This window comes from Pseudomonas capsici, assembly GCF_017165765.1.
In the GTDB taxonomy this organism is placed as follows: Bacteria; Pseudomonadota; Gammaproteobacteria; order Pseudomonadales; family Pseudomonadaceae; genus Aquipseudomonas; species Aquipseudomonas capsici.
In genome coordinates this window covers 1-18,619 of the sequence record NZ_JAFGZD010000031.1, presented here as the reverse complement: position 1 = coordinate 18,619, position 18,619 = coordinate 1, and the positions used below count along the sequence as shown (strand labels likewise).

1 protein-coding gene is annotated in these 18,619 nt (G+C 60.9%); it reads right to left on the bottom strand.

All coding sequences use genetic code 11. From position 1 onward, the window contains the following. Nucleotides 1-4: 4 nt before the first annotated feature. Nucleotides 5-18,619, bottom strand: an 18,615-nt coding sequence (locus JSY17_RS24655) for a non-ribosomal peptide synthase/polyketide synthase (protein WP_206403266.1), incomplete at its 5' end; no start/stop codon positions are given.

The window sequence follows — 18,619 nt, the reverse complement described above, 5'->3', positions numbered from 1 at the left end:
GCCGTTATTCAAGGGTTATCTGCGGGCTGACTTCCTTGCCTGATGCCGCGAGCCCCTCGCGCCACCATTGCGCGAGGCGTTGCACATGACCGTCCTTGAGAATCGTGAAATGGTTGCCGGGGCCGTACCAGACGCCCAGATCTGAAATCTGGGATTTCCAGCCTTCGAGCATCGATTGCTGCTCACGCTGGTTGTTCGCGGCATCCAGTGTCGGGTCTTCGGCCAGAACCAGCCTGGCCGGACCGTCGTAGCGGTGAACGGGTTTGTAACGCGTGCGCAGGGCTGCCCCGAAGGCCCGCGCCGGGCCATTCATTGCCGTGACCGGGGAACGGGCCGGCAGAATGCCTGCGCGGACCATGCCCGCATGCAGCATCCGCATCTGTCCGGCATCGTTCTGGCCGTCAAAGGCAGCAGCATCGATGTTCAATGACTTGCCAGACGACAACTGAATAGCCTCGATCAGGCGCTTCAAGACACCACTGCTGGTATAAGGCCTGCCCACCACGCCATTGCCGCCTGGAGACTCGCTGTCGATCATGGTTAGCGACGCAACCTTGCGTCCACTGGCCTGAAGACGAGCGGCCATTTCATAGACCACCCAGCCACCGAACGAATGCCCCAGCAGATGCACCGGACCGTGGGGATGAACGGAGTCGATGGCTTTCAGATAGGCCTCGGCAGCGACCTCTACCAGACCGAAAGGTACTGTTGCGCCATCCAGCCCTCTGGGTTGCAGCCCGTGCACCGGCCAGTGCGGACCTAAAGCATCGGCCAGGGCGATAAACCCGGTGACACTGTCGCCGGCCCCCGGCACACAGAACAACGGTACATGGTCGGCACGCCCGGATTGAATCGTCAGCAATGGATGGAACGTCCCGCCGTTCGGACCGGCAGGCCCGCCACCTTCCAATGCCACACTGATGGCCGCGCCCAGCTCCTGAATATGAGGCAGCTCCATCATGGTCTGGTGGTCACCCGGCACCGAGATACAACGCAACTGGGCAACAGGCAGAACAGCCTCCCAACCCAGATGTCCCTCATGCAGCGGGGCATCCGCAGCTCGTTCAGCGGCTACGAACAGATGCACCGGCACGGGAATCGGGTACACGCTGTAGTTTGCAAGGGCATGGCCATGAGCGACTTCGCGATCAAGGTAATACCAGAGTTCGTCACGCCCCAGCACTGCCAGCTCTGCTGGCAGCAGATTCTGTGCACGGCAGGCGGCCAGCAACGTATCGAAATCTGCCTGACGGGCCATGGACTGCAGCGCCGCCAGAGCATCGGCAATACGAGTGCGTTCGTCGCTGCTCAGGCCCGCAGCATTGGCCAGCACCTCGCAACGGTCCAGCAAGTGCAAGGCATGCCCATGTTCCCGGTTCCAGCGCTGCTGTCCCTGATCCACGAAGCGCGGGTAGTAACTGTCGATCAGACCAAGGAACTCGACTGTCTCCTCAAGGGCAATCAACTGGTTGGCGATTTCATAGGCCAGAACACCACCAAACGACCAGCCCGCCAGACGATAGGGACCTTGCGGCTGAACCTCACGCATCAACCCGATCAGCCGGGTCGCCATGCACTCCAGCGTCTGCAACTGCGGCTCGCCCCAGGCCAGAGCGGGTAATCCGTAGATCGGCGTGTCGGCATCGATGTGCTTGCCCAGTGCCGGGAAATACAGATCCAGACCGCTGAACTCATGGACCAGGAACAACGGTGTGCGTGTGCCACTGCTGCGCACCGTAATTGCGCCTCCCGACTCAACCTGATGAGTTCCACGCTGCTCGATAAGCCCGGCCATGGCCGCGACACTGTCGTGCTCGAAGACCTCGGACAAGGTGATGCGCGCATCGATCTGAGTCAGAACGCCGACCAGACGCACTGCCAGCAGTGAGTGGCCACCCAGTTCGAAGAAGCGCTCGTGGCGTCCCACTCGCTCCAGTTGCAGCACTTGTGCCCAGGCCTCGGCCAGTGTGGTTTCAAGCCCCTCATGAGGCGCTTCATAACCCCGGCTGACCAGCGCCAGTTCATCAGGATCCGGGAGTGCTTTTACATCCACCTTGCCGTTTGCAGTCAATGGCATTTTCTCCACCCTTACATAAGCTGCCGGCACCATGTAGTCCGGTAGCTGGTTCTGCATGTGCGCTCGCAGCGCTTCGAGATCAACGTCGCCATCGGCAGTGAAATAGGCCACCAGGCATTTCCCTCCGGCAGTCGACTCACGTGCCAGTACAACGCCCTCTCTGATCGCAGGATGAATATTCAGCCTGGCTTCGATCTCGCCCAGCTCAATCCGGTAGCCACGCAGCTTGACCTGATTGTCGGTACGTCCCAGACAATCCAGGGTCCCGTCCGCCTGCCAGCGTCCGGTATCGCCGGTGCGGTACAACAAGGCACCTTCGCCCGGGCTGAACGGATCATCCAGGAACGCTTTTGCGCTGAGTTCCGGGCGGTTCAGGTAACCCAGGGCCACGCCATCGCCAGCGATGCAGATCTCACCCTCGACCCCCACGGGAACAGGCTTCTGTCGCGCATCCAGCACATACACCCGTGTGTTGGACAAGGGTTTGCCAATGGACAGAATGGCGGCATCCGGCGCGACCTCTTTGACCTCATGAGTGGTAGCGAAAGTAGTGCTCTCGGTCGGGCCATAGGCATGCAGCAACTGCAAGGCAGGAGCCTTCTCACGCATCCGGGCGAACATCTGCGGGTCTGCCCGCTCGCCACCCGACATCAGGACACGCAACCCGGCAAGGGCATCGCCAATAAGGCTCACGTAATGGTTGAAGACCGCCGTAGTCAGGAACAGCACGCTGACTTCGGAACCTGTCAGGACCTGCGCGAAGCGGTTCGGGTCCAACAGGCATTCATGATCGATGATGACTATCCGCCCGCCGTTGAGCAGCGCGCCCCAGATCTCCAGAGTGCTGGCATCGAATGCCGGGTTCGATGCAAAGGCCAGACGATCCTGTGCAGTGAACTGCGCGAAGTCATTGTTCAGGACCAGACGTGCAATGCCACGGTGCGGCACGACCACACCTTTGGGCATTCCCGTAGAGCCGGAGGTGTAAAGGATGTAAGCCGCATCGTTGCCCCCCGTTTCAGCCTGTTCCTCGAGGGCAGTACCCGCTGGAACTGTCACATCCAGCCAGCGAATGCCCTCGGGAACCGACATGTTCCCGGCGCTCAGGGTCAACACCGCGGCACTGTCATCCAGAACCATGCGCAAGCGCTCTTCGGGAGCCTGACGGTCCAGCGGTACATAGACCGCACCGCACTTGAGAATCGCCAGCGCGCTGACCAGCCACTCCAGCGAACGGTTCAGCAGTATGGCGACAGGGTCACCCGGCCTGACGCCCTCTTGCCATAGCCGTCCGGCCAGACGCCCGGCCTGTTCATCGAGGCTGCTGTAGGAGGTCTGGACACCGTCATGTTCGACAGCAACAGCCAGCGGATTCAGTCGTGCCTGCGCCTCGAACAGACGATGCACCGGCTGATCCGCAGGATAGTCCGCGTGGGTATCGTTGAACTCCAGCAATACCTGATGACGCTCGGCCAGCGGCAGAACCTGCAATTCATGCACCGGCTTGTCCGGCGTGCGCTCCAGAGCTTCGACGAGACTGAACAATGCCCGATTCATGTAAGCGCAGATGCGTTCCGCTCCGGCCTGAGGTACGGCCTGGGCGGTCAGCACGAAAGTGTCGGTCATATCGTCCACGTTCAGTGCGACCGGATAGTTGCTCCACTCCTCGCCGCCCAGTCCCTGAATGCCATCCCATGCCGCTTGTGTCTGGGCATCGACCTGTACCCCGCTGTGGCGATAGTTGAGCAAGGCACTGAACAACGGCGCCGGAGCCTCGATACCACTGCAACGCTGGGCAAGTGCCAGTGAAGCATGCTCGTGGGCCAGCAGAGCCGCCAGCGAAGCATGAGTCGAACGCACCGCGTCACGTGCACTCCGGGCAGAGATATCAATGCGGATCGGCAAGGTATTGATGAACATGCCCAAGGCACGATCGGCACCCTCACCGCCCTGCATGCGGCCCATCAACAAGGTGCCGAACACGACATCTTCGCGACCGCTGACCAGGCTCAGCACCTGCGCCCAGGCCAGGTGATGCAGGCTGGCCGGGCTCACGCCCAGTTGCCGGGCGCAGGCACGCAGCCTCTGCCCAAGCGACTCGTCCAGCATCAGTCGGAACTGCTCGATGCCATTGCCGTCCATCTGCACATCATGCAGACCGAATGGCAGTGTCGATGCAGTGACATCACCCAGCATTTGCGTGAAGAACGCATCGTGTGTCTGCGCTTCTGTACCCAACCGGGCCTGGGCCACATAGTTGCGATACGGCACGGCAGCGTCCAGTTGTGCTTCCTGCCCCGTCAGGAACGCCTGCATTTCCGCCTGCAAGACATCCAGAGCGGTATGGTCCAGTGCAATGTGATGGAACAGCAGGATGCCGACCCAGCGATCCCGTTCATCGTCATAGGCATAGGCCAGATGCAGCAACGGTGCCTGGCGCACATCCATGCGGTAGTGACGCGGATCGAAATGTTCGCGCAACTGGTTTTCCAACGCACCCTGACGTGGGTCCAGCTTGACCACTTCGATCGGCAGCGGAGCCTCGCGCAGGACCAGTTGAACAGGCTCGCTCAAGCCTTCCCAGAAAATCGCCGTACGCAGAATGTCATGCCGCCCGATCACACCACGCAAGGCGCTGATGAAATCATCCAGACGGTCCTGATTCTCGAAGGTAAACAGCGCCTGCTGCAGGTAGGAGTCACCGACTTCAGAAGCCAGGTGGTGATAGAGAATGCCTTCCTGCAACGGAGCCAGCGGGTAGATATCCTGAATGTTCGCCACGCCGCCGGGCACCGCAGCAACCAGGCGATCTATCTCGTCCTGAGTCAGATCGATCAGAGGCAGCATCTGCGGAGTAATCTGCTCACTGCCCGCGATGATCAGGTTTTCCGGCACCGTCACTTCATGATCACTGCCCACTGCCTGGGCCAGCGCAGCAAGCGTCGGCTGCCCGAACAATACCCGGACATCCGCACTCAGCCCGGCCTGACGCATGCGTTCGATCAGCGTGACCGCCAGAAGTGAGTGTCCGCCCAGTTCAAAGAAGTGGTCGAAGCGACCGACTTGTTCGACATGCAGCAGCTCAGCCCAGATCCCGGCCAGCAAGATCTCGGTCGCACCCTGCGGTGCCTCGTACGTGCGGCTGGCAATGCTGGCCCGGTCCGGTGCAGGCAAGCGCTTGCGGTCCAGCTTGCCGTTGGCGCTCAGGGGCAGGCTGTCGAGCCTTACGTACGCCGCCGGAACCATGTATTCCGGCAACAGCCCCAGCAGATAGCCGCGCAGGCTTTCGACTTCCAGCTCACGGCTTGCGGTGTAATAGGCCGCCAGTCGCTTGTCACCCGGCTCGTCCTCACGGGCAATGACCACGGTTTCCAGAATGTCTGGATGAGTGCCCAGACGTGCGGCCACCTCACCCAGTTCGATCCGGAAACCGCGGATCTTGACCTGATCGTCATTACGGCCCAGATAGATCAGCGTGCCGTCGGCCAGGAAACGACCCAGGTCACCGGTGCGGTACATCCGCGCCGTCGGGTCACTGCTGAACGGGTCGCGCAGGAAACGCTCGGCGGTCAGCTCAGGACGTCCCAGGTAACCACGCGCCACCTGGATCCCGGCAATGTAGATTTCACCCGCACTGCCCAAAGGCACCGGCTGGAAGACACTGTCGAGCAGATAGATACCGGTATTGGCCACCGGCTTGCCAATCGGCGTGTTATCCGGTGTTTCAAGACCGCTGCAGTCCCAGGCGGTGACGTCCACCGCCGCCTCGGTCGGGCCATACAGGTTGTACAGGACGGCGCTGGTCGGCTGTGCCTTGAAGCGTCTGACCAGATGCCCCGGCAACGCTTCACCACTGCACATCACACGGGTAAGGCTGTGGCAACGCTCCAGATTGCCGTGAGTCAGGAAAACTTCCAGCATCGAAGGTACGAAGTGCAGAGTCGTCACACCCTGGGCCTGAATCGTATCGCACAGGTAAGCGGGTTCACGGTGACCGCCCGGACGAGCCATCACCAGACGGGCACCGTTGAACAGCGGCCAGAAGAATTCCCACACCGACACGTCGAAGCTGAACGGAGTTTTCTGCAACACGACATCGGTCGCGTCCAGAGCGTATTCGTCCTGCATCCACAAGAGCCGGTTCACGACACCGAGGTGTTCGTTCATGACACCTTTGGGTTGGCCGGTGGAGCCTGAGGTATAGATCACATAGGCCAGGTTCGACTCCGTCAGATTGGCAACCGTCGGGTTATCGACCGGCAAACCATCCAGATCCTGGCCATCGAGCATCAGCATCGGGCACTTGCAGTGTGGCAGGCTGTCGTGCAGGGACAACTGGCTGAGCACAACGACCGGCGCGCTGTTCTCCAGCATATAGGCCAGTCGATCAGCAGGATAATCCGGATCCAGCGGCACGTAGCCGGCACCCGCCTTGAGAATCCCCAGCAGACCCGCAACCATGTGCAGACTGCGCTCCACGCAGATGGCGACCCGGTCTTCCACTGCGACGCCCATGCCGATCAGGCGATGAGCGATGTTGTTGGCCCGTGCGTTGAGCTGTGCATAGCTCCATGACGTGTCTTCGAAGGTCAAGGCCGTTGCTTCCGGCGTTCTCGCTACCTGCTCTTCAAACAGAGCATGCAGCGTCAGACCCCGCGGATAGTCCACGGCCGTCGCGTTGAATGTGTCGAGCAATTGCCGACGTTCAGCGTCCTGCACCAGCGGAATGTGGGTCATGACGGCATGGCTGTCAGCGACCATGCCACGCAATACCGCTTCCAGATAACCCAGATGGCGTTCGATAGTCTCCCGGTCAAACAGTGCGGTTGCATATTCCAGCGAGCCATACAGACGGCCACCGACTTCTGCCATGTCCAGCAGCACATCGAACTTGGCGCTGCGGCTGGTGGAATTGACGCCCTGCAGACTCATATTGCCAAGAGCCAGATCCTCGCCTGCACCGTTCTGCCAGGACAACATGGCCTGGAAGATCGGGCTGTGGGACAGGCTGCGCACCGGGTTGACGGCTTCCACTACCTGTTCGAACGGCAAGTCCTGATGGGCCTGTGCTTCAAGGGTTCGGGCCTTGACCTGTTGCAGCAATGCCTCGACGGTCGGATCGGCAGACAAATCCACGCGCAGAGCCAGGGTGTTGACGAACAGACCGATCAGACCTTCGACCTCCACGCGGGTGCGGTTGGCCACCGGCGTACCGATCACCACATCATCCTGACTGGCCAGACGCCCCAGTACCGTGGCCCAGGCCGCCAGTACGGTCATGAACAAGGTAGTGCCCTGACGCTGACTCAACGCCTTGAGCTTTTCAGTCAGAGCCTCATCCAGCGCCAGACCGACGGCATTCCCCGAATAGTCCTGGTGCGCAGGGCGAGCACGGTCAACAGGCAGACTCAGCAGCGCCGGAGCATCGGCCAGTGCCTGTTGCCAGTAGCCGGTCTGCTGCTGCAACACTTCGGCGGTCAGCCAGCAGCGCTGCCACATTGCATAATCGGCGTATTGCAGCGTCAGGGCCGGCAGCGGATCGGTTTCACCATTGCGCAGCGCTTCATAAAGAATGCCCAGTTCACGGGTGAATATGTCCGAAGACCAGCCATCGGCAATGATGTGATGGAAAGTTACCAGCAGGACGTGATCGTCGTCGGCCATGCGAACCAGTTGACCACGCACCAGCGGTCCCTTGCTCAGATCGAAGGGTGCCCGCGCCTCTTCGGTCACCAGCAACGCGAGGGTCTGCTCGGTAGCAGGTTGCCCCTCCAGTGACTGCAGACGCAGTTCGAAACCGATATCGGACGGTGCAATGCGCTGTTCGGCATCCTGTCCCGTCATCTGGACAAAGGTGGTGCGCAACGACTCGTGACGCGCAACGATCATGTCCAGCGAACTTTGCAGCGCATTCGCATCCAGCTCGCCACGCAGACGCAGGCCGGCCGGAATGTGATAAGCCGGGTTGTCGCCTTCGAGACGCGCCAGGAACCAGAGCCGCTGTTGCGCGAACGACAGAGGCAAGGCCTGATCACGGGAAACCGCGATCACCGAAGGCTGGGAACTGCGGGCCGCCTGGGCCAGTCCCTTGGCCATGGCTTCCAGTACCGGATGGGCGAAGATATCCATCAGGCGCAATTCGGCTCCCAGGCGTTGCCGGACATGGGCAATCAGGCGCATGGCCAGCAGGGAATGACCGCCCAATTCAAAGAAGTGGTCATTGCGCCCTACCCGCTCCACATCGAGCAATTGCTGCCAGATCTGGGCCAATGCGGTTTCGGTCGCGCCTTGCGGCGGCTCGTGGATCCGGCTGGCGAAGGCCTCTCCGTCCGGTGCCGGCAACGCCTTGCGGTCCAGCTTGCGGTTCGGCGTCAGAGGCATTGCTTCCAGCATCACGAAAGCACTTGGCAGCATGTACTCGGCCAGTTGTGGCGCGAGAGTCTCGCGAAGTACCGCCGCAGTCAGTGTTTGCCCGGCATGAGGCACCACATAGGCGACCAGACGTTTCTCGCCCGGCGCATCTTCCCGGGCAATGACCACAGCCTCCTTGACCCCGGAGCAGTCACCAAGACGGGTTTCGATTTCACCCAGCTCGATACGGAACCCTCGAACCTTGACCTGGAAGTCGTTGCGGCCCAGGTATTCGAGGCTGCCATCTGCCAGGTAACGCGCCAGATCGCCTGTCCTGTACATCCGGGCGTCAGGCTCGTCGCTGAAAGGATCGACCAGGAAACGCTCGGCATTGACCCGCTCAAGGTTCAGATAGCCGCGGGCCACACCGTCGCCGCCAATGTACATTTCCCCCGCCACGCCTTCTGGAACCGGTTGTTGCCGGGCATCGAGCAGGTAGATACGGGTGTTGGCCATCGGTTTACCGATGGTGACGTTGTGACTGACAGCCGTGTTATCCACATAGGCAGTCGTGCAGGACACGGTCGCCTCGGTCGGCCCGTAGGTATTGATCAACTGGGTATGGGCTGGACGCAATGCCTGCCACCATTGCAGCTTCTGGGCTGACAAGGCGTCGCCGGTGACGTTGATCAACCGCACGTTTGCCAGCGCGGCGGCTGCGAGGTGCGGCTGGTGGTGCCAGTCACCTACCAGGGTATGCCAGTGCGCAGCGGTCATGTGCAGCATGCTCGGGGTTTCGACTGCCAGACCTTCGCTGCCAAAGATTTCCCGGGTCGGAACCAGGGTCGCGCCAGCCAGCAATGCCGGGAAAACCTCCTCCACCGACAGGTCGAAGTTGAGGGAGTTTTGCTGCAGGACCGAATCATCGGGCGTCAGCTCGAACAGGCGTGCTGCATCGAGGCTGTAGTTGACCAGGCCACGATGCTCGATCATCACCCCTTTGGGGTTGCCGGTAGAGCCCGAGGTATAGATCACATAAGCCAGATGCCGGGCATTCAGGCCTTCGACCTCCGGGTTGTGCTCCGCGCCCGTCAAGGGGTTGTCCAGAGCCACCAGCGGAATGTTCAGATCAGGTAGTGAACGGTCCAGCCCGCGATGGCTCAAGACGGCCTTGGGCTGACTGTCCTGCAACATGAATTGCAGGCGATCCGCCGGATAGGCCGGATCAAGAGGCACATAGGCACCGCCGGCCTTGAGTACGCCCAGCAGGCCGACCAGCATATCGATACCACGCTCTACGCAGATCGCCACCCGATCGTCCGGGCCAATGCCCATGCCGATCAATGTGTGGGCCAGGCGGTTAGCTCGCTGGTTCAATTGCGCATAACTGAGACGCTCGCCTTCGCAGGCCACGGCAATGGCATCGGGCTGGGCAGCCACACGCTCCTCGAACAGGCGGTGAACGGTGCTGGTCTGCGGATAGGTTGTCCGGGTGCGGTTCAAGTCATTCAGCAGGCGCTGACGCTCTTCGGCATCCAGCAATTCAATGCGGGTGATCGCTGTCTCGTCACCTGCCACCAGACCGCGCAGGACATTTTCGAAATAGCGGATATAACGGCTTACGGTGGCTTCGCCAAACAGAGCCGTAGCGTATTCAAGGCTGCCGACCAGTTGGCCCTGCAATTCGCTCAGGTCCAGAGAAAGGTCGAACTTGGACACGGTATTGGCGATACCGATGCCTTCCAGCGCCAGACCTTGCAGTTCCAGCGCCGTACCGCCGGTATCCTGCCAGCTCAACATGGCCTGGAATACCGGGCTGTGCGCCAGACTGCGTACCGGTTTGACCACCTCCACCACTTGCTCGAACGGCAGATCCTGATGGGCCTGGGCACTCAGGACCCGATCCTTGACCCGGGCCAGCAGGGTCTTGACATCCGGGTCGTCCGCCACATCGATACGAACGGCCAGGGTGTTGACGAAAAAGCCGATCAGAGGCTCGACTTCAGCACGCATGCGGTTAGCCATGGGCGAACCGATCACCACGTCGTCCTGCCCGGAAAGCCGGCTCAGCAACACAGCCCACGCGGCCATGACGGTCATGTACAGCGTCGTGCCATGGCGCTGACTCAAGGCTTTCAGGTCCTGGGTCAAGGCTGCATCGAGCACGACACCCAGGGTTGCACCGGCATAATCCTGCTGCGCCGGGCGAGGTTTGTCGGTAGGCAACGCCAGCAATGCAGGTGCATCGGCCAGGGTTTGCTGCCAGTAACGGCTTTGCGCCTCCAGCACTTCGCCACTCAGCCAGCGACGCTGCCACACGGCATAGTCGGCGTACTGCACGCTCAGCGGTGGCAACGGATCGTCCAGCCCCTGTCTGAATGCTTCATACAGCGCCGTCAGTTCATGGGTCAGCACACCTATGGACCAGCCGTCGGAGACAATATGATGCACCGTTACCAGCAAGGCATGATCTTCGGCATCCAGGCGCACCAGTCGCCCCCGAATCAAGGGGCCGGTAGCCAGGTCGAACGGTGCCAGAGCTTCCTCCTGCGCCATGGCCAGCAACTGTTGCTCACGGTCGCTGCTGGCTTGCAGGTTGACACGGGTCAGCGTGAATCCGCTTTCGAGCGTTTCAATCCGTTGTACAGGCTCCTGATCTTCACGAACGGCGAAGCGTGTACGCAAGGCTTCATGGCGGGCAATGATCCGCTCCAGTGCCTTTTGCAGCGCACTTTCATCAAGGGCACCGCGCAAGCGCAGACCGGCCGGCATGTTGTACGCCGTGCTGCCCCCCTCCATTTGCGCCAGGAACCAGAGACGCTGCTGGGCAAACGACAGAGGCAGTTCCTCATCGCGAGGCACACTGACAATATCCGGCAGCGCGCTGCGCCCCGCCTCGGCCAGCAATCCGGCCAGAGCAGACAGTTCGGAGTGAGCGAACAGTTCGCTCAGGCTCAGCTCGACGCCCAGACGCAGCCTCACCTGGGAGATCAGGCGAATGGCGAGCAATGAATGGCCGCCCAGATCAAAGAAGCGGTCGAAGCGACCAACCTTCTCGACACCCAGCAATTCCTGCCAGATGTGCGCCAGCGCCACCTCGATCTCACCCTGAGGCGCTTCGTAGCCCTGACTGACCAGCGCCTGCTGGTCCGGCGCAGGCAGTGCCTTGCGATCCAGCTTGCCGTTGGGGGTCAGTGGCAAGGCTTCAAGCACAACGTAAGCCATTGGCACCATGTATTCAGGCAGCAAGGCTTGCAGGTATTCGCGCAGCGCCTCGATATCCACGCCTTCGACACGAGCAGTGAAGTAAGCCACCAGACGCTTGTCGCCCGGTACGTCCTCACGGGCCATCACCACCGCTTCCTTCACGCTTTCATGGCGCGCCAGTTTGGCTTCGATCTCACCCAGCTCGATACGGAAACCACGGATCTTGACCTGATCGTCGTTACGCCCCAGGTATTCGATATTGCCATCGGCCAGCCAGCGACCCAGGTCGCCGGTGCGGTACATCCGCGCTCCGGCATTGAATGGATCGTCCAGGAAGCGCTCGGCGGTCAGGTCGTCACGGTTCAGGTAACCACGGGCCACACCGGCACCGCCGATATAGATTTCGCCCGGCACACCCAAAGGCACTGGCTGACGATGCTCGTCCAGCAGGTAGAACTGGGTATTGGCCACCGGCTTGCCGATATGTGGCGCAAAGCCGTCTTCGCGGTCCATTGCCACCCAGCTCGAGTAGGTGGTGGTTTCCGACGGGCCATACAGGTTGCACAGGCGCTGGACGCCGGTTTCGGCAAACAGCTTCTCGACCAGCGAACCTTTAAGCGCTTCACCGGCCACGTTGACGGTATGCACGCCCTGCCCCAGACCGCCCGACTCCAGCAGCGCTTTCAGTGCCGATGGGACGGTGTTGATCAGCGTGACATCATGCTCGCCGTCTTGCAGAGCCAGCACGTTCTTGACCACTTCGATACAGCCACCGGAAATCAACGGCGCAAAGCACTCGTAAACCGCCAGGTCGAAGTTCAACGAGGTGGAGAACAGGGTTTTGGCCAGCACCTCAGGCGCAAACGCCTGCTGCGCCCAGGTCAGGAAGTTGACCGTATTGCGGTGCTCAATCATCACGCCTTTCGGCAGACCGGTCGAACCCGAGGTGTAGATCACATAGGCCAGGTGGCTGGCGTTGAGGCCCGGCACCTGCGGATTGGCGGCCGGTTCATTGAGCCAGTTACCCCGATCCAGGTCGATGATCGGGGCCGAAGACGTGGCCAGCAACTCATGATTGACGGTATGCGCCAGAATGGCTGCCGGCGCACTGTTCTTCAGCATGTAGGCAATACGGTCTACCGGATAGGCCGGGTCAAGTGGCACATAGGCACCACCCGCCTTGAGGATTGCCAACAGGCCAACCACCATATCGGTGCCACGCTCGACACAGATACCGACACGCGAGTCCGGCTGCACACCCTGATTGCGCAGATGATGAGCCAGGCGGTTGGCGCGTTCGTTGAGGGTGCGATAGCTCAGGCGCTCACTGCCATGGACCAACGCCACCGCATCCGGTGTGCGTTCGACCTGAGCCTCGAACAGACCGTGAATGGTCTGGGTGTGCGGATACGGCGCATGGGTGTCATTGAATGCCACCAGCACCTGGTTGCGCTCGGCCTCTGACAATACCGACAGACGATTGAGGTGGGTATTCGGAGCCTCTTCCAGAGCCGTGACCAGGCTTACAAGCGCCGCCTGCATGAGATCACAGGTCCGTTGTGCACCGATCTCGACAACCGCCTGGGCATTGAGCATGAAGCGGTCGCCCAGATCATCCACGTTCAGGGTCAGTGGATAGTTGGTGCGCTCTTCCATGGACAGCGTCTGAATACCAGCCCACGCTGCCACGGCTTCGGATACCGGTACCTCACCCGCACTGTGGCGGTAGTTGAGCAAGGTGCTGAACAGCGGCAACGCCGAAGGCACACCGCTGCAGCGCTGGGCCAGTGACAAGGAGGCATGCTCATGGCCGAGCAAGGCCGACAGGCGTTGATGAGTCGCGCGAACACCGGCTTCCACGCCCTGAGTGCCGACATCGATGCGCAGCGGCAAGGTATTGATAAACATCCCCAGCGCCCGGTCCGCACCGGCAGTGCCGCTCATGCGTCCCATCAGCACGGTGCCGAACACCACTTCTTCACGACCGGCCAGACGGCCTACCACCTGCGCCCAGGCCAGATGCATCAGGCTCGCGGCACTGGCACCCAGGCGGCGGGCCTGAGCATTCAGGCGCAGACTCAAGGCATCGTCCAGAATCTGGTGCGCTTCTTCGATGCCATGGCCATCACCCTGAACATCCTGAAGACCCAATGGCAGGGTCGGCTCGTCGATATCGCCCAGCATGTCGCGGAAGAAGGCTTCATGTTCCTCACGGCTGACGCCCAGACGGGCATTGGCCACATGATTGCGATACGGCACAGCGGCAGGCAGAAGCTCGGTCTGCCCCATAAGGCTGGCCTGCATTTCCTGGACCACGACTTCCAGTGCGGTATGGTCGAGGGCCATGTGATGGAACAGCAACATCCCGACCCAGCGGTTATTGGCAGGATCAGCAGCAAAGGCCAGACGCATCAGAGGTGCGCGGGAAACATCGAGACGATAGTGGCGTGGGTCGAAGCGCTGTTGCAGTTGTTGCAATGCATCCGCTTCGTTCTGCTCCAGCACGACCTCTTCAACGTCCAGAGTCGCCTTGCGCCATACCACCTGGACAGGCTCGCTCAGGCTTTCCCAAATCACAGCGGTACGCAGAATATCGTTACGATCCACGACGCTCTGCAAGGCTCTGGCAAAGATGTCGACACGCTGACGATCCTCAAAACTGAACTGCACCTGCAGCACATACGGGTCGCCCTGGCTGGCAGCCAGATGGTGATACAGAATGCCTTCCTGCAACGGAGCCAGGGCGTAGATATCCTGCACATTGGCCATACCCCCCGGCACATTGGCCACGACGCGGTCTATAGCCTGCTGATCCAGATCCGCCAGCGGCAGCATGTCCGGCGTGATGCGCTCGCAGCCTTCGGGAATAAGGTTTTCCGGCACCACAATCTGTGCCTGACCACCCACGGCTGCCGCCAGGGCTGCCAGCGTCGGCTGACCAAACAGCACACGCACATCGGCACTGAGGTCCTGCTGGCGCATGCGCTCGATCAGCTTCACCGCCAGCAGCGAGTGACCACCCAGCTCGAAGAAGTGGTCATGACGACCTACCTGCTCAACGCCCAGCAACTCCTGCCAGAGTTCGGCAATCGCGGTTTCGACTTTACCTTGTGGCGCTTCATAGGCCCGGCTGGCCAAGGCTGACTGATCCGGTGCAGGCAAGGCCTTGCGGTCCAGCTTGCCGTTGGTGGTCAATGGCAGCGATTCCAGCATCACAAAGGCGCTGGGCAGCATATGCTCGGCCAGGCTTTGCAACAGTTGGTCACGCAGGTCGGCAGCAGATGGGTTCATGCCCTCTTCTGCAATGACATAAGCCACCAGACGCTTGTCGCCCGGGACATCTTCACGAGCGATTACCACCGCTTCGCGCACGCCATTGCAGGCTGCAAGCTGGGCCTCGACTTCACCCAGTTCGATCCGGAAACCACGGATCTTCACCTGATCGTCGTTACGGCCCAGATAATCCAGGCTGCCTTCGGCGGTCCAGCGCGCCAGGTCGCCGGTGCGGTACAGTCGCGCGCCGGGACGCTGGCTGAACGGATCGGCGATAAAGCGCTCTTCATTCAGCTCAGGACGGTTCAGATAGCCACGGGCCACGCCAGCACCGCCGACATACAGCTCACCGACGACACCGACCGGCACAGGCTCGCGGTTGGCATCCAGCACATAGGTCTGCAAGTCAGGGATCCGCACACCGATCGGGCTGACGCCAGCTTTCAAGGCATCCGCCGCTTCCAGCGCACGATAAGTCACGTGCACCGTGGTTTCGGTGATGCCGTACATATTCACCAATTGGGTGCCAGCATTGATGGCTCGGGCATACCAAGGCTTGAGAATCCCGGTTTCCAGAGCCTCACCACCAAAGATCACCTGACGCAGGGAATGCGATTGCTGACTTTCACCCTGAGCTGCAATCAACTGACGGAACGCGCTTGGCGTCTGGTTGAGAATGGTCACGCCCGCCTCGCACAGCAAGGCATAGCATTCCTGCGGCGAGCGGCTGACCAGTTGCGGCACGATCAGCAACTCGCCACCGTGCACCAGCGCACCCCAGATTTCCCAGACCGAGAAGTCGAAGGCGAACGAGTGAAACAGTGCCCAGACATCGGTCGAACCGAACTCGAACCACGATTGGGTGGCCGAGAACAGACGCGCCACGTTGCGGTGCTCGACCTGCACGCCCTTCGGCAAGCCGGTGGAACCGGAGGTATAGATCACATAGGCCAGGTTTGACGAAGACGAATCCACCTGCGGATTGGAGACGGATTGCTCCTGCAAACGCGCATCGCCCAGATTGATGACCGGCACCGACACATCCGACAGCACTTCTGCGGTGGACGCTTGAACCAGCACCGCCAACGGTGCGCTGTCGTTAAGCAGGTAAGCCAGACGCTCGGCCGGATAAGCCGGATCCATCGGCACATAACCCGCACCGGCCTTGAGGATGCCCAGCAGGCCGATAATCATCTCCGGACCACGTTCGACGCAGATCGCCACCCGATCGTCCGGGCCGATGCCCTGTTCGATCAGGCGATGGGCCACCTGGTTGGCACGAGCGTTGAGTTCGCCATAACTCAACAGACGGCCCTCGAAACGAATCGCCGTGGCCGAAGGTTGTTTCTCGGCCCAGCCTTCAACGGCGCGGTGAATCAGCAGGTCATCGACATAGGTCGTATCACTGACATTCCAGTGATTCAGCAGCTGTTCACGCTCACTCTCCGGAAGGATCGACAGATCACCCAGCGCTGTTTCCGGAGCCTGCTCCAGTGCATCGATCAATTGATGCATGACGCGCTGCATATAGCCACAGACACGCTCTGCACCGATTTGCGCTTCAGCCATGACGGTCAGGTTGAAGGCTTCGCCCAGATCGTCCACCGACAGGGTCAGCGGGTAGTTCGTGCGCTCTTCTCCCGACAGGGCCTCAATACCTTCCCAGGCCGAGGCGCTGGAAGCACTGGTACGGTTTTGCAGATGACGGTAATTGAGCAGTGAGCTGAACAGCGGTGTGGGCGCTTCGACACCACTGCAACGCTGGGCAAGTACCAGCGAGGCATGTTCATGCCCCAGCAGAGCGGTCAGGTTGGCATGGGTTTTCTTCACACCGCCAGCGACAGCCTGAGCGCCAAGATCAACCCGCAATGGCAAGGTGTTGATAAACATGCCCAAGGCGCGATCGGCCCCTTCGCCACCTTGCATCCGGCCCAGCAATACCGTGCCGAAAACTACTTCATCGCGACCCGAAACAGCGCCCAGCACCCGCGCCCAGCCCAGGTGATACAGGCTGGCAGCACTGACACCCAGTTTGCGAGCCTGAGCCCGCAAACGCTGGCCAAGGGAAGCGTCCACCATCTGGCGGACTTCCTGAATGCCCTGTCCGTCACCCTGCACGTCATGCAGGCCGAATGGCAGCGTCGGCTCGTCGATATCGCCCAGCATGTCGCGGAAGAACGCTTCATGTTCCTCACGACTGACACCCAGACGGGCCTGAGCCACATAGTTGCGGTAAGGCACCGAGGCTGGCAACTGATCACCGAGGCCGGCCATGAAGGCTTCGATTTCCGAAGTCACGATGCCCAGGGAAGTCGCGTCGTCGACCATATGATGGAACAGCAGCATGCCCAGCCAGCGATTGTTGACCGGATCATGGGCGTAACCGATACGCATCATCGGGGCCTGGCGAATGTCCAGACGATAGTGACGCGGATCAAGCACTTCACACAGTTGCTCAGCGATATCGCCGGCCAGCGGATCGAGCAGAATCTCTTCCGCGATCAGTTCTGCATGACGCCAGACCACTTGTACCGGCTCGTCCAGACTCTCCCAGAGCACGCCCGTGCGCAGAATGTCATGCCGCGACACCACGCTTTGCAAGGCCGCGGCAAACTTATGGACTCGCTCCAGGCTGTCAAAAGCGAACAGCGCATATTGCAGATAGGGATCGCCTTCGACCGCCGACAGGTGATGATAAAGAATCCCTTCCTGCAACGGAGCCAGCGCATAGATATCCTGCACATTGGCCACACCGCCCGGCACATTGGCTACGACGCGGTCTATAGCCTGCTGATCCAGATCCGCCAGCGGCAACATCTCGGGGGTGATGCGCTCGCAGCCTTCGGGAATCAGGTTTTCCGGCACCACAATCTGTGCCTGACCACCCACGGCTGCCGCCAGGGCTGCCAACGTCGGCTGACCAAACAGCACACGCACATCGGCGCTGAGATTCTGCTGGCGCATGCGTTCGATCAGCTTCACGGCCAGCAACGAATGGCCACCCAGCTCGAAGAAGTGGTCATGGCGACCTACCTGCTCGACGCCCAGCAATTCCTGCCAGAGCTGGGCAATGACTTCCTCGACTTCGCCTTGTGGCGCTTCATAGGCCCGGCTGGCCAAGGCTGACTGATCGGGTGCAGGCAGCGCCTTGCGGTCCAGCTTGCCGTTGGTGGTCAGCGGCAATTTCTCCAGCATTACAAAAGCGCTGGGCAGCATATGCTCGGCCAGGCTTTGCAACAGTTGGTCACGCAGGTCGGCGGCAGACGGATCTGCACCGTCTTCTGCAATGACATAAGCCACCAGACGCTTGTCGCCCGGGACATCTTCGCGAGCAATAACCACTGCTTCGCGCACGCCATTGCAAGCCGCCAGTTGCGCTTCGACTTCACCCAGTTCGATCCGGAAACCACGGATCTTTACCTGATCGTCGTTACGGCCCAGATAATCCAGGCTGCCTTCGGCGGTCCAGCGCGCCAGGTCGCCGGTGCGATATAGACGGGCATTTTCAACTTTGCTGAACGGATCGGCGATAAAGCGTTCTTCGTTCAGTTCCGGACGGTTCAGGTAACCCCGCGCTACGCCCGCACCGCCGACATACAATTCTCCAACGACACCAACCGGCACCGGCTCACGATTGGCATCCAGCACATAGGTCTGCAAGTCAGGGATCCGCACACCGATCGGGCTGACGCCAGCTTTCAAGGCATCCGC